The sequence below is a fragment of the Phormidesmis sp. 146-20 genome (genome assembly GCF_052939475.1).
Genome location: NZ_JBJPHT010000001.1, coordinates 183,149 through 197,070, shown reverse-complemented (window position 1 = coordinate 197,070; position 13,922 = coordinate 183,149). Strand labels below are relative to the sequence as shown.

Here is a 13,922-nt window from a genome sequence, read left to right as displayed (position 1 = left end):
CCCTCTCGCGCGGCGAACCCCTCATTCCTACGGCTCAATTCCGGCTCGCTGCAACGCATCTCTCATGGGTGCCAGATGACGATTATGGTCAACCCGCACCAGTTGGGTAGAATTGTACAGCCCAGACAGCAAGCCGTTGTTAGCAGGCTGATTGAGTTTTTGCAGTGCAGTAATCAGTCTTTCACGCATCGGTGCAGGAACGCGATCGTCGATTGACACACCGTGAGCAGGAACCCCTGAAATTGCATGGAACACTCTCAAGCGTTTTCCTTCTTCTGCGGTGACGTACGGAGGCTTGAGCGTATACTCCGAAACGGCAGCAACATCAGCTTGCCCTCTCAAAACAGCCTGCAAAGCGGCACTGTAGTTGCCACCGTAGCTGACTTGCCCAAAAAAGTTGCTCAGGCGATCGCGGTTAGGTACGAGTCCCTGTTTGACAAGCTCACCTACCGGAACGATAAAACCAGATCCTGATGTGGGAGAGGTAAACGCAATCTTTCGACCTCTAAGCTGCTCTAGATTTTGTTTGTTATTGCCTTTGCTTCTAAGCGCACTGTCATTGCGTACAACAAAGATGGAGCGGTAGGTGTAGCGTCCAGAATAGTCAGGACGAACTTCGGCAAGGTAAAGTCTCGCATTGGCTAACTGCTGGGCTTTCATCGCAGGACGGCTACTCAAAAATGCCACTTCAGCCCGATTTGAGCGTAAGGCCTCTACTGCCGCAGTATCGTCGGCTACGATCGCCTCAACTGGCATCTTCAATTCGTTGGAGAGAAATTGAGCGACGGCGTTGGCTTTGCGCTGTAGGTCAGTTGCGCCTGCCCGACTCGGAAAAACAATTCTCAAACGATTTGGGCTGTTTTGAGCAATGAGAGTCTGCAACGGAGCGGCTACTTTTGTAACCGTCTGAGAGACCGTGCTGCTAGCGACTGTGAGACCAGATAACCCAAGTAATACAGCACTTGCGCCAAATATCAACTTTTTGCTCAAAGCCATGACGAATTCCTACGGTGAATGAATGGTGTCTTTTATCGCTGCAAATCTTTAGCGATCAGGTTAGGAAAATCGTACGGCTTCTTGGGAATCAAAGTCAACGGAATTGCTGAGATTTGTTCTCATTTACATGGGTAGACGAAACTCTATGGTTGGCGATCGTGTTCTAGATGTCCGCTTTGATTACGTCCGATTGGACGATGCAAGATTGCGAAACTCTGTAAATTGTGGTTCAAACAAGAGTTTGACGCATCCGGTTGGCCCGTTGCGATGTTTGACAATATTGACTTCGGCGATGCCGCGATCGGGCGAGTCTGGATTGTAATAATCGTCGCGGTACAGCATCATGATCAGATCGGCATCTTGCTCGATCGACCCACTTTCACGCAGGTCAGACATCATCGGACGCTTATCGGCCCTGGCTTCGACGCTGCGGCTCAACTGAGATAAAGCAATGATCGGAACGTTTAATTCTCGCGCCAGGGCTTTGAGCGATCGCGTAATTCGCGCCAGTTCTTGAACTCGGTTTTCGCTGCCGCTGCCTTCCATTAGCTGTAGATAGTCGATGAGAATCAGCCCCAATACGCCACCCTGTTCTGCCTGGAGTCGTCGCGATCGCGATCGCATTTCATTCAAACTAATATTGGGCGTGTCGTCTACAAAGACTTGAATTTCAGAGAGACGGCTGATTGCGTGACCCAGGGGTTCCCATTCTTTGTGGCTGATGCGCCCCGATCGCAGTCGATTAGACTCAATCCGAGACTCTTTAGAGAGCAAGCGCTGAATGATTTGTTCCTTAGACATTTCCAAACTAAAGATCGCCACAGGCAGCTTGTGCTGAATTGCAATATTGCTGGCCAGACCAAGCGAGAAGGCGGTTTTTCCCATTGACGGCCTACCCGCCACGATCACCAAGTCCGATCGCTGAAAGCCTTGAGTCATTGCGTCCAGGTCATAGAATCCGCAGGCAAGTCCGGGAACGGCCATGCCAATCGATCGCTGCTCAATTTCTGAGAATGTTTTGGTGAGAATGTCTGCGGTCGAGACGAGTCCCTGGTTTGGGCGAACCTGCGTAATGCTGAAAACCTTTTGCTCTGCGTCATCAAGGACGTTTTCCAGGTCTTTGGCGGTTTCGTGACCCAATTGAGAAATTTGTTGCCCGACTCCGATCAGCTTGCGGCGCAGATATTTGTCTACCACTAACTGAGCGTAGCGATCGATATTCACAGCGCTGACGGTGCGATCGACCAGTTCTACTAGCTTGCTTTGTCCACCAACTTTCTCTAACAAGCCGTGATCCTGTAGCCAGGTCGCCATACTCATCAGATCGGTCGGACTTCCCTGGTTTTGTAACGTCAGGGCGGCTCGATAAAGCTCTTGATGGGCGCTGAGATAAAAAGCTTCGGGACGCAGAATATCGAGAACTCGGCTAATGGCTTCTGGGTCAAGCAAAATGCCTCCCAAAATCGCCTCTTCTGCATCAATGTTTTGAGGAGGAATGCGATCGTGAAACGGTTGGAAGTTAAGTTCTTGAACCATGATCGGCTGTAAGGAGGATAGGGCAAATCCGAGGGGTGAGCCACCGCCGCATCGCTCCACTCGACCCTCTCACTATATAGCTTGCTGGTATCTTAGCAGAAAATAGTAAGTTTGTATTAGTTTTGAGTTTTGAGCGCTGACTGCTTGACGACCCCAAAACCCAAAACTTCAAACGCAAATGCCAAACTACTGAGCGACGACTTGAATCGTAATCGTTGCCGAGACTTCGGGGTGTAGCTTGATTTCGGCCTTGTACTCGCCCAAACTGTGAACTTCGGGAAGGGTAATGCCACGACGATCGATCTCTTGGCCTGTCGCTGCTTTGAGCGCATCCGCCACATCCTGGTTGGTAACCGTTCCAAAGATGGCTTCTTTTTCGCCTGCTTGTTTAGCGATCGAGATGGCACCCACTTTTTCGAGAGCCGCTTTTTGAGTGAGCGCGACTTCTTTCAGTTCGGCGAGGCGTTGACGTTCGATTTCTCTGCGTCGCTCAACCTGCTTGAGAATGCCGCGGGTCACGTTGACCGCTTTCCCTTGGGGGATCAAATAATTTCTCGCATAGCCGGGAGCGACTTCGACGAGATCGCCCGATCGTCCCAACTTGCTCACATCCTCACTGAGGACTAACTGAATACGCTTCGCCATAATCTTTCCTAATTGTCAACTGTGCCGCACAAACGATCCATTGTACCGTAACAAGCGTGATGAACTCTCGATTTGAGTTGAGAATCGAAACTTCAGCAATCTACGCCTCACACCTTCAACGTTTCTCCAACCTTCATTAGTCTCAACTGACTCTTAGCTCCGTTTTGTTTGAGCGCTTGAGAGAAAGCATCAGGCGTGCCAGGTAGGTTAAAGATTCCGTAGTGCATGGGGATCACCGTCGTCGGATTGACCAATTTGACCGCTTCGGCAGCCCGTTTGGGGCCCATTGTAAACTTGTCACCAATGCAGGCCAGCATCACGCTCACTTTGTGAAACTGCGGAACCAAACTCATGTCTTGAAACAGGTCAGTGTCGCCTGTGTGATAGATGACGGCTCCATTTTTGATGCTGATCAAGAAGCCACCCGGATTGCCTGCATATTGAGCAGGACTGCCATCCGACGCAACTGTAGAACTGTGAATCGCTGGAATGAACGCAATTTTCACCTCATCGTTGAGTAAAGATAGCTCACCGCCAAAATTTCCCTGGGTTTCCAGTCCTACCAGATTTTTGGGATAGCTGCCAAAATTGACCAATGCCTGACCCAAATCGAACGTGCTGACCAGTTTGGCTTGAGTTTTTTGAGCGATCGCCGCTGCGTCTCCGACGTGATCAAAATGTCCGTGCGTCACCAAAATCAGATCGGCGCGATCGAGCTTCGCCAAATCATTTTTACCATTGGAATTACCCGGATTTGTCAACCAGGGATCAACCAAAAGCACTTTTCCTGAAGGTGTTGTGATCTTGAAGGCAGACTGTCCGTACCAAAGTAGCTGAGTTCCGGTTGGCTGGGCATGACTTGGCAAACGATTCAAGCCGATCGCGCCCATAATCAGAATCAAGCTGACGATCGCCACTCCCAACTTCAAAGTCCGTATCAAACGTTTCATGTTTCTATCCCTGTCGCACGCAAATAACGAGTAGAAACACTTTACAGAAGAATCCAGCAAACCCCTACACACTCTTCATCCTTCATCCCTCGTCCCTCATCCCTTCCCCTAGTCTGCTTTGTTAAGCTGGATTTACCATGAGTGGACGATGTATGCACAGAATTCTGACAGGAGCTTTGAAAGTCGATCGCTTAACCATTCCGATCACTGGACTTTCTCCGCAGTTAGAAGGAACGACGATCGTGCAATTGTCCGACCTACACTACGACGGCATAAGGCTGTCAGATGATTTGTTAGCTCAGGCGATCGACGCAACCAATCAAGCAGAACCCGATCTAATCGTCCTCACTGGGGATTTTGTCACAGATGATCCGGCTCCGATTCATACATTAGTGCGACACCTCAAACATTTAGAAAGTCGCGCTGGCATCTATGCCGTCTTGGGCAACCATGATTTGTACTATCGAAAAGGGAAAGCCACGATCGTCGAGGCCCTGACCAGTGTAGGAATTCAAGTGTTGTGGAATCAGGTCGTGTATCCGCTTGGAGAAGAACTGGCGATCGTGGGACTGCCTGATTTGTGGTCGCCTGACTTCAAAACTTCCAAAGTTCTCGATCAGGTGCCTCAGTCGGTTCCCCGCATCGTTTTGGCGCACAATCCCGATAGTGCTACTCCGCTGCAACAGTGGCGAGTCGATTTACAACTGTCTGGGCATACCCACGGCGGTCAGATCGTCTTTCCTGGAGTTGGCAATGTGTCAGCGATCGCCGCCAAACTGTATCGTCGTCTGCCTAAAAAAACGAGAAATCGGATTCCGGTGCTGCGATCGTGCCATCGGGTTGTCAGAAATTGGGACTGGTCAAAAGGGCAATATCAAGTCGGGGACAGTATTCTCTACATCAATCGCGGCTTGGGCACCTATTTCCCAGGGCGATTGTTTTGTCCGCCAGAGGTGACGGTGATTCGCCTAGAAAGGAAGGGATGAGAGACAGGTCTATTTCTTTAATTGCAGATCCCTTAGCTTAAGAACTGCCCCGATGTCTAAAAAAACGTCAGTTCGATGAGAGTGACTCGCTTCGTTTCAATCGGCTTCAGCCCCCTAAATCCCCCACAAGTGAGGGACTTTGAACGAGAAATATTGTCTCAAAGTCCCCCAAAATTGGGGGGTTGGGGGGCAGAAGTGCTGAATAACGAAGCGAGAAAATTCCATCGAATTCACGTTAAAAAATGTTGGCAATGACAAGCACCTGGGGGATTTGGGGGGCTGACCAAATTGGCAACCGTAGCGAGAGAACTAATCGAATTGACGCTAAATCAACTCGCGCACATCTGTCACCTGTCCCGTTACCGCCGCCGCCACCACCATCGCCGGACTCATCAACAACGTTCGCCCCGACGAAGACCCCTGACGACCTTTGAAATTTCGGTTAGATGACGATGCACTCAACTGACGACCCTCCAGCTTATCGGGATTCATCGCCAGACACATTGAGCAGCCTGCTTCTCGCCACTCAAACCCCGCTTCTAAAAAGATACTGTGCAGCCCTTCGGCTTCGGCTTGCTGTTTTACCCGCTCAGAACCTGGGACGATAAAGGCCTTCACACCGTTGGCGACGTGGCGACCTTTGGCGAATTTTGCTGCTTCTCGCAAATCAGTGATGCGACCATTGGTGCAGCTTCCGACAAAACAGACATCGACCTTGGTGCCCTGAAGCAGTTTGCCCGGTTGCAGATCCATGTAGCGATAGGCTTCTTCAGCGATCGCTCGCTCATCTTCCACAATGCTATCGGGCGCAGGAATCACTTCGTTAATCGCAATCCCCTGTCCGGGCGTAATACCCCAGGTCACAGTCGGAGCAATGTCAGCCGCATCAAAAACGATCACGTCATCGTAAACAGCATCGACATCGCTACGAATATTGTTCCACCACGCGATCGCTTTCTCCCAATCATCACCTTGAGGTGCAAAATCACGACCCTGAAGATACTCGTAAGTCACCTGGTCTGGATTCACATAGCCACATCGAGCACCGCCTTCGATCGCCATGTTGCAAACGGTCATTCGCTCTTCCATGTTCATCTGCTCAAAGGTCGTGCCCGCAAATTCGTAAGCGTAGCCAACTCCACCCTTTACGCCCAACGTGCGAATCACATGCAGAATTACATCTTTGGCATAGACACCCGGTTTCAGCGCTCCATTCACCTCAATTTTGCGAACTTTGAGCTTTGCCAGCGCCAGCGTTTGAGACGCGAGAACATCCCTCACCTGACTGGTGCCAATCCCAAACGCGATCGCTCCAAAAGCCCCATGCGTTGAGGTGTGACTATCTCCACAGGCGATCGTCATTCCTGGTTGAGTCAGTCCTTGCTCTGGTGCGATTACATGCACAATTCCCTGACTGCCAGACCCCACGTTGTAGAAGCGAATTTTGTGTTCTTGACAGTTTTGTTCGAGCGCCTGAATCATCTCCTCAGCAAGAGAATCAGCAAACGGCCGCGCCTGATTTTCGGTCGGGACGATATGATCAACGGTCGCGATCGTCCGTTCTGGAAAAGCCACCCGCAAACCTCGTTCCCGCAGCATCGCAAACGCTTGGGGACTCGTGACTTCGTGAATTAGATGCAGCCCAATAAAAAGCTGAGTTTGTCCAGAAGGCAGAATCCCAACGGTGTGTGCATCCCAAACTTTGTCAAACAGCGTCCCTTTGCTCATGACGGTTTTGTAGTTCTGTATACGATCGGTCTCCAATTTTATCGCAAATACGCGAACCCATCCGCCAAGTCAAGCTTTCCTCACTCCTCACTCCTCCCTCCTCCCCTCTTTTTCTTCCCCGTTTTCGCAGTACACCTGTACAATGCGTGTGAGCAAAGGAGAAGGCACGATGCGATTAGGAAAAGTCGTTAAATCTAATTCACACTGCGATTATGTGGTGCAGGTGGATGACTCAATGGATTTTAGTGACGCGCCCAATGCAGACGATTATGGGTTTGGGACGTTTGTGAAATTGGAAACCGAAGATCGACACTGGGCGATCGGCATCGTCTACAACTCTCAATTGCTCAATCCGATGTTTATGAATACGGGCCCCAGACTTTCGAGTGAACCTGATCCGCTCTTCACGCCCGACTTGATCAATGAAACTCGCACATTGCTTTGGACGGTTTTAGTAGGCAGTTTGGAGCCTAACAATGGCAGTCCCTTTGGAATCCAGGGCATTCCTCGTGTCGTCGTCCCGGTCAATACGCCTGTTTCAACGATGACGCAAGAAGAGATTTATCACTTTCATCTCAATTTAGAGCGGCGATCGCAATTCTGCTATTACAGTCATTTGTTACGCTGTGGCGGTACGTTCTCAATGCAACTCACGTTTCAGGTTTTACAAGAACTCATTGACTTCAACCTCTTTAAAGGAGCCGAAGAGCGGGCGCTGATTGTTTTGTGTAAAGAATTGGCGTGGAAAAATACGATGGGAGCGATGAGGTAAACGTGAGGAGTGAGGAGGAATCAACCAATAAAAAACCCCGACCGAAGCCGAGGTGAATAATCAGGGTGCATCTACCATCCCTCTATTCCTAAAGAAGAGTCGCTATCCGGAGAGGTTGCTAACGCGATGTGCAACTTTCTGATCAACGTCTTTAAAGCTGCGGTGTACACACAAGTCATTAATTGTCTCCGTTTGAGCCAGCTTCTGCCCTCTAAATCCCCCACGAGTGAGGGACTTTGAAATCTTGAGAAGTCTCTCTGCCTTCTAGAAGCCTTTCTTTCTCAAAGTCCCCCAGAATGGGGGATTTAGGGGGCGAAGCCCCTCGCCAACCACAGATCGACCAACTTGTGTGTACACGGTAGCTCTTTAAAGGGGATTGAGGATCTCTGGGCTGTGCCTCCGACGGTGTGATCCCCCAAACCCCCTTGAAAAGGAGGCTAAGAAAAAGTTGCCCATCGCGTGTTGCTAATAATCGATCGCGCTTCTCAACTCAAAAAATTTCAATAAAAAACCCCGACCGAAGCCGAGGTGAATAATCAGGGTGCATCTACCAACTCTCTATTCCCCCAAGCAGAGTCATCATCCGGAAAAACCTGAAAGAATTTCCTCACAGTCTGAGGTTAAAGCAATGCAATATCCTGTCACACCCGATCGCCGCTATTTTGTGGTCAAAGGCAGATTGTGGCGCTGCTCTAATCCAGAGTTGACGGAAGAGGAGCGATCGCGTCTAGTTCAAGAACTCATGAATGCGCGTCGAGCCGTCAAGCAGGCCTTACGTCAAGAAGATGAAGCTGCCCTCCAAACCGCAAGGCACGAAGTCAACACTGCCAAAATTGCTCTCGGTGAGCGAGGCGAGGTCTGGTGGACAGATGGCGCACCTGACTACAACCAAAAGCTGGTCAAAAACACCCCATATGCTGATTGGTATAGCCGCTTGTCATAGTTTATTCTCCTGTTTTGGATAGTTTCAATTGTCTACGCTGCTAAATTGAAGGACGGGCTGGTGATTGTTTGTCTGAACATCTGAGTGATCGTCTGCCTGAAGATGCGTTTCTAGATTATTGATTTGGATTTGCAAACTTGCGATCGCACGATGATGTTGTTCTACATATTTAGGAATTGCACTATATTTCGCCAATAACTTCTCTAAATGGCTAATGCGATCTTCTAAGGTGTTAACTTTCTGAGTCGCTTGTAGAAGCTGTTGGGTTAGAGAATCGATCTTTTGGGACATCTCTTGAGCACTAATAGAGCGATCGTCTGCCTCTACCTTTTGCCCTTCTTGAGACACCGATTGTACAGAATTAAAGGGTTGTGATTCCAGCGTTGATGAAGACCACTGATAAAGCTGCTCGATCAAGACGGTGACCTTTGATGTTAATTCCTCAACCGTCGTCAAGGAGTCATTGAGAGGAGGGTCAACAACTTGCTCAGAAGTTTTTTGCTCAGAAGTTTTTTGCTCAGACGCTCTGACTCGATCGTCCAGCATTCGCTTAATCAATCCAATCAACCCCTGTGCCCCCGCCATAATCGTTTCTTCAACAACGACGTGCAACACATTCATGAGATCTTGTTTTTTCTCGTCCGCGATCGGCTGAGAACTTTTCACTTTTCCTTGACTAAAAACTCTCAATAACCAGTTCATCACCTTTTCCTGGATAGTGTTCAATGCAGGTAGTGTTCAATTCGGGCAGAAGGCAGATATAACTGAAGACATAACTGAGACAGGGTTGAAATTCTCGACTCAGTTAAGGTGAATTCGACGAAATTTTTCACTGCGGTTGTCTATTCGAGAACGCCCCTAAATCTCCCATTAATGGTGGACTTTAAATCAGAACCATAGTCTGAAAGTCCCTCAGAATTGAGAGTTTAGGGGGGCAGAAGCTTGACAACGAAGCGAAGAAACTTCATCGAACTCGCGATCAGTTACCGTGTTCTCTCTGGTTAATTTACTTTCGCAAATTACTTCGCTGTTGCAGTTTGATTGACCGGAATTAACTTGTAGAGAGTCTCACCATCAGAGACATTGGTAGTTGCATCACTCGACACATCCACCGTTTGCTCTACAGCCTCTTGAACGCCGCTGGCACTTTCTTTAACTGTGTTAACTGCATTGACTGCCGTCTTCACGGTTTCGTTTACCCCCTCAGCCGTTCCTTTGACCGTACTAACCGTATTTTTCACAGTGCCGCTAACATTAGTTGCAACGCTGTTGACTGCATCATTGACATCTCTAGTCGTATCATTCAGGTTTTCGGCAACACTGTTAACCGCATTACCGACTCGTTGAACAGAATCACTCAAAGATTCAGCCGTTGCTTTAGCTGTCCTTCCCAATCCTCGAATCGCTTGATTGATGCGCTCAGTCGTGTCCTGGTTGGTGAGTGCTGCTGCAAGACCCCCTAACGTTGCCCCGATCAATGCACCAAGCGCGATTTTAGTAAATCCATTTTGGTTAGATATCATCGGATTACTGCCTACCGAGGAGCGGCCAGAAGACTCGCCCTGATTGGCTTCTGTTGTTAAAAGCTGATTGCCATTCGTCACGATCGTTAACTCCTAAGTCATTATCTCTGTCCTCGGTACCTGTTATTCTTGACGGTCAATAGCTTCATAAAATTCCATCACTGGATCGCTGCTACCTTCATTCGTTGAGGTAGAAGATGTGTATGGCTGTGCTACAGGGTCATCTTGAAAGCTCAAGGGTTCGAGTTCGTCAGCATCCATTGCCATCGGTTTTGTATAGTCACCTCTCTCGATCACAGACTGTCCTGCGCTAGAAGATTGACTTGCAGCATGGTCGATCGTCTGACCGATGGTATCCCCTGTTTGCTGAATTGCATTGCTTGCCGTGGATGCCGTTTGTTGAATCCCTTGACTGACGGTTTCCCCGGTTTGTTGAATTGCTTTGCTAGTTCCAGATGCAACTTGTTGAACTCCACCCGCAAGGTTTTGAGCAGCTTCTGAGGTTGCTCCGACAACCGCATAGCCCACACCATCGCCAATACTCTTTGCGGCCTCACCGACTCCTTTTGCAGTCATGCCTAACCCTTGTCCAATGGTTCCAAAAGCTCTGCCAACACCCTTAGATGCCCGACTAAAGCCTTCAGACACTTTCCGACCTGCCAAGAGTCCTACTGTCGCTCCAATCAATCCACCAACCAACGCTCTCGATAGTGCTGGATTAGAGCTAGATTTGTCTGATTTTACTTCTGGGCGATATTCACTAGAAGTCGGCATTTTCGCTTCTACACTGCCTGATGCAGGATATCTTTCTGTTCGGGTTGTAGACATGGAATGGGGTTGATTTTGACCTTGATCTACACCTTGATTGACAAAAGATTGATTCTCGCTGTTCATGTTGGTTTTCCTGTAGTAAACGCTAGTGGATGACTGGCTCCAAAACCATCTATTGCAAAGGTAGCGAGTTTACTTTAGGACTTAACGCCTCTAAAGATAGACCTGATTAATTTCTTGTCTAATTAAATATTTAAGAGCGCAAACCCTCACTGGTAGAGTATTTTTACGTTCAGAGTTTAGTTGTCATTGACTAACTTTTATGTGTTGCTCCTATGTATTAATTTCTACATACTGTAGTTATGGATGTAGCTATGAATCTTGTCCCTTTGGGCTAGTAGATTTTGTCACGAAAACTCTTTGTTCTTTTCGCGATCGCAGAATCGATTTAGCTTTTGACAGGTTGCTCCACAGGCTGCAATTTCCGGGATTCAGGCACTTTTGCAGGTAGAAGTTATCATCAAAAGCTGGTTAAGATCACCCCGTATGTATTGTGAGAGGCTGCCCTGCTAAACGAGAAAAGGTAACCTCAAGCTTAATTTCACCCAGACTTGTATGCGCTTCACCAACAGTCCAGGCTGTAGAACTGTTGTAGTTAGGAGTTTGGGTATAGTCGGGGGATTGAGGAAGCTGCGATCGCCTCACCTCAAATTCTTGGCTCAGGGTTTGACGGCTGACTTCCAGAAGTGTCGCTTGATTGAGTAAGTTGGGTTGTAGAGAAAGCTTAATCGATCGGCTGTCTGGCTTAGATTCAGAAGCAGTTTTTTCCGTCGTTGCGTCGTCATAGCTTACTCCGCCAATCAAGCCAAATTTTTCACTCTTCTGAAAGACAACTGTGACGCTGGCCGAGTCATCTTTGCTGAGGTGAATCTCTATTTGTAAAGACACTTCCTGACCAGTTTCAGAATCTTTTAGCGCAAGCTGCACTGTCGATGCATCCAATTTTTCATCTCCCTGTGGGGCATTCTCTAGCGCAGGAGTCGGCACAGAAATTTCACCCTCTCTTGGCATCGGCGTACCAACCATAGTTGAAGGCGTAATAGGAGCCTGAATTGGCGGAGGAGTCAGAAGCAAAGTGGAGGTCGAGGTCGGAATCGTGGGAGCGGAGGGAAGGGGAAGGTACTCGATCGAGAGTTCTAAATTTTGGGAGTGCGTCGGGTGAAGGGTTGGCTCCTCGACGGGGGCAATTTGCCATTCAGCGATCGGCTTTTTAGAATCAGGCAGCGGCTCAGATTGAGGGGCACGATTCGCCTGCACAACGGCTCTAACAGAATTGACCAACTCACTGCTAGGAACGAGAATCGGCTGAGGCTCAACAGAAGTCGGCTCAGGGCGAGGAGAGCGATCGACCAAAATCTGACTGAACTCAAAGAAATTTTGTCTCGTAAACTCTTGAGCATTGGCGCTCAAAACAGTGACTATCATGCCTCGATCGGGTTGGTTGCGATCGAATCGAGCGTTTGCGGGCAAGGGCGGCTCAGTCAGGTCAAGCAAGTCTTGCTTAAAAGGAAGCAGCGAGGTAAGCCAGGAAGATTCAGAATTCTGTGCAGCGTGGATAGGCTTATCAGCCGCAGAGGTATAGCGAATCCAAACCAGGGCGGCGTTGGTTGAAAAGGCTTGCTCAAAGGTCAGCGATTGATTGGCCAAACCCATCTCAACCCGGACGGCAGCTTGATGACTGTTTGCAGAACGAAACGTTGTATAGGCGGCAGCGCTCAAAACTTTTTCTTCTAGCGTGGTTTCTGTTTCGTCGGGGCTATAACCTGGCTGATAGGTTCCTTTTGTATAAGCCGTCTCTCCAGCGTTATCACTGCGATTTTGAGGAACCTCTTCTAACTTGTTTTGATCTGACTCTTCTGCATGATTGGCTGCATTCAAAAACTCTTCTCGGTAGCGATCGCTGATCTGTTTCCAAGCGATCGGATTAAACGCATCAAATTGTTGAACTTCAAGAAGCAGCGCCCCCGGCAAGAAGACCGTCAACTCATCAGACTCACAAAACCCCTGCCGACTGTCAGCAATAATTCCATCCAGCCCATACTCTCTCGCATAAGCAACTTCTACCGCATAATCATAGGGCGACTCAGAAGCGGCAGCAATCTCATCAATAATCGGGTCATGGGGCAGCACTTCTAAAACAGATCGAATCGAAGCAATCACCTCTTTGGCATTGGGGTGGCCCGACAGCGCACTGCACACTCGATCGAAGCAGCGAGGCGTAACAAAAGCTTGAATTCGCGCCGAACGAATTTGCTCCCATAAAGCGCTGGCAATTTTGATCTGATCCCGCGTGTGATTTTGCTCAGTCTTGAGAAACCCCAACAGCAAAAAATCAGCTTGAACAGAAACCTGAAGCATTGCTAGTAATTCTGTGGGTTGAACTCGATCGAGTCGTTGTTCTGCGTTTCGTTGGCGGCGGTCGATCGTGATTTGCCCGTTCCCAGCCGTTCTCGAATCTCGTCGAGCGACATGCCTTTGGGCTGCTGTACGTCTTGAAGCGAACTCCAATCAATCAGGTCTTTGAGATCACAATTGAGCGCTTGACACAGTTTAATCACCCTGACAATTTGTTCTGATCCAGCTTTGCCTTTTTCCCAATTTTGAATCGTGTTTTCGGTCACACCCAAATGCAGGGCCAGGGCACGCTGCGTCAGGTTGGCTCGATCGCGCAATCCGGCGATGTCGAGTGGAGCATCTGACCAGTTTCGCCAGTCACAGTCAAGGGCTTGACACAGCTTGATCACTCTGACAATCTGCTCAAACCCGGCTTTGCCTTTTTCCCAGTTTTGAATGGTGTTTTCGGTTACGCCGAGATGAATGGCTAAGGCACGCTGCGTCAGGTTGGCCCGATCGCGCAACTCTGAGATTCTCGTTCGCTCCGTCTGTTTTGACATGAACATTTCCATCATGGACACTCACGATGACCCTACTATACTAAATATTTTTGGTAAAACTTCTTTGCTCAAACAGATTGACAACCAAATATATTTGGGGTTAAATAATTGGTCAAAG

13 protein-coding genes are annotated in these 13,922 nt (G+C 48.8%); 3 read left to right on the top strand and 10 right to left on the bottom strand.

What is annotated here, in order from left to right; genetic code table 11:
* Positions 1–27: 27 nt before the first annotated feature.
* From ACKFKH_RS00950 to ACKFKH_RS00935, 4 genes are all read right to left on the bottom strand, one after another.
* Positions 28–996: a phosphate/phosphite/phosphonate ABC transporter substrate-binding protein gene (locus ACKFKH_RS00950; protein ID WP_446856342.1), complete on the bottom strand. Its 969-nt coding sequence runs from the start codon at positions 994–996 to the stop codon at positions 28–30.
* 180 nt (positions 997–1,176) lie between these two features.
* Positions 1,177–2,532 (bottom strand): replicative DNA helicase, encoded by a 1,356-nt coding sequence (gene dnaB / locus ACKFKH_RS00945; protein ID WP_446856341.1) that lies wholly within the window; start codon positions 2,530–2,532, stop codon positions 1,177–1,179.
* A gap of 186 nt (positions 2,533–2,718) precedes the next feature.
* A complete protein-coding gene (gene rplI / locus ACKFKH_RS00940; RefSeq protein ID WP_446856340.1) occupies positions 2,719–3,177 on the bottom strand; it encodes a 50S ribosomal protein L9 in 459 nt (152 codons plus the stop codon).
* Positions 3,178–3,284: 107 nt separating this feature from the next.
* A complete protein-coding gene (locus ACKFKH_RS00935; protein ID WP_446856339.1) occupies positions 3,285–4,127 on the bottom strand; it encodes a metal-dependent hydrolase in 843 nt (280 codons plus the stop codon).
* Between the two features lie 152 nt (positions 4,128–4,279).
* Between ACKFKH_RS00935 and ACKFKH_RS00930 the strand changes: the two genes are divergently transcribed.
* Positions 4,280–5,113: a metallophosphoesterase gene (locus ACKFKH_RS00930; protein ID WP_446856338.1), complete on the top strand. Its 834-nt coding sequence runs from the start codon at positions 4,280–4,282 to the stop codon at positions 5,111–5,113.
* Positions 5,114–5,437: 324 nt separating this feature from the next.
* Here the strand turns inward: ACKFKH_RS00930 and leuC are convergent, their stop codons facing one another.
* Positions 5,438–6,841: a 3-isopropylmalate dehydratase large subunit gene (gene leuC, locus ACKFKH_RS00925; RefSeq protein ID WP_446856337.1), complete on the bottom strand. Its 1,404-nt coding sequence runs from the start codon at positions 6,839–6,841 to the stop codon at positions 5,438–5,440.
* A gap of 169 nt (positions 6,842–7,010) precedes the next feature.
* Between leuC and ACKFKH_RS00920 the strand changes: the two genes are divergently transcribed.
* Entirely contained in the window at positions 7,011–7,613 is a 603-nt protein-coding gene (locus ACKFKH_RS00920; protein WP_446856336.1) for a hypothetical protein, read from the top strand.
* A gap of 628 nt (positions 7,614–8,241) precedes the next feature.
* Positions 8,242–8,556: a hypothetical protein gene (locus tag ACKFKH_RS00915; RefSeq protein ID WP_446856335.1), complete on the top strand. Its 315-nt coding sequence runs from the start codon at positions 8,242–8,244 to the stop codon at positions 8,554–8,556.
* 24 nt (positions 8,557–8,580) lie between these two features.
* Here the strand turns inward: ACKFKH_RS00915 and ACKFKH_RS00910 are convergent, their stop codons facing one another.
* From ACKFKH_RS00910 to ACKFKH_RS00890, 5 genes are all read right to left on the bottom strand, one after another.
* Entirely contained in the window at positions 8,581–9,258 is a 678-nt protein-coding gene (locus tag ACKFKH_RS00910) for a hypothetical protein (RefSeq protein ID WP_446856334.1), read from the bottom strand.
* Positions 9,259–9,575: 317 nt separating this feature from the next.
* The gene (locus ACKFKH_RS00905) at positions 9,576–10,160 is read right to left on the bottom strand and encodes a hypothetical protein (RefSeq protein WP_446856333.1); all 585 of its coding nucleotides are present in this window, start codon (positions 10,158–10,160) and stop codon (positions 9,576–9,578) included.
* 42 nt (positions 10,161–10,202) lie between these two features.
* Positions 10,203–10,973: a hypothetical protein gene (locus ACKFKH_RS00900; protein ID WP_446856332.1), complete on the bottom strand. Its 771-nt coding sequence runs from the start codon at positions 10,971–10,973 to the stop codon at positions 10,203–10,205.
* A 414-nt stretch (positions 10,974–11,387) separates the two neighbouring features.
* Positions 11,388–13,268 (bottom strand): hypothetical protein, encoded by a 1,881-nt coding sequence (locus ACKFKH_RS00895; RefSeq protein ID WP_446856331.1) that lies wholly within the window; start codon positions 13,266–13,268, stop codon positions 11,388–11,390.
* 2 nt (positions 13,269–13,270) lie between these two features.
* Complete coding sequence (locus tag ACKFKH_RS00890; protein WP_446856330.1) at positions 13,271–13,804, bottom strand: helix-turn-helix transcriptional regulator; 534 nt, start codon at positions 13,802–13,804, stop codon at positions 13,271–13,273.
* Between the last annotated feature and the right edge of the window lie 118 nt (positions 13,805–13,922).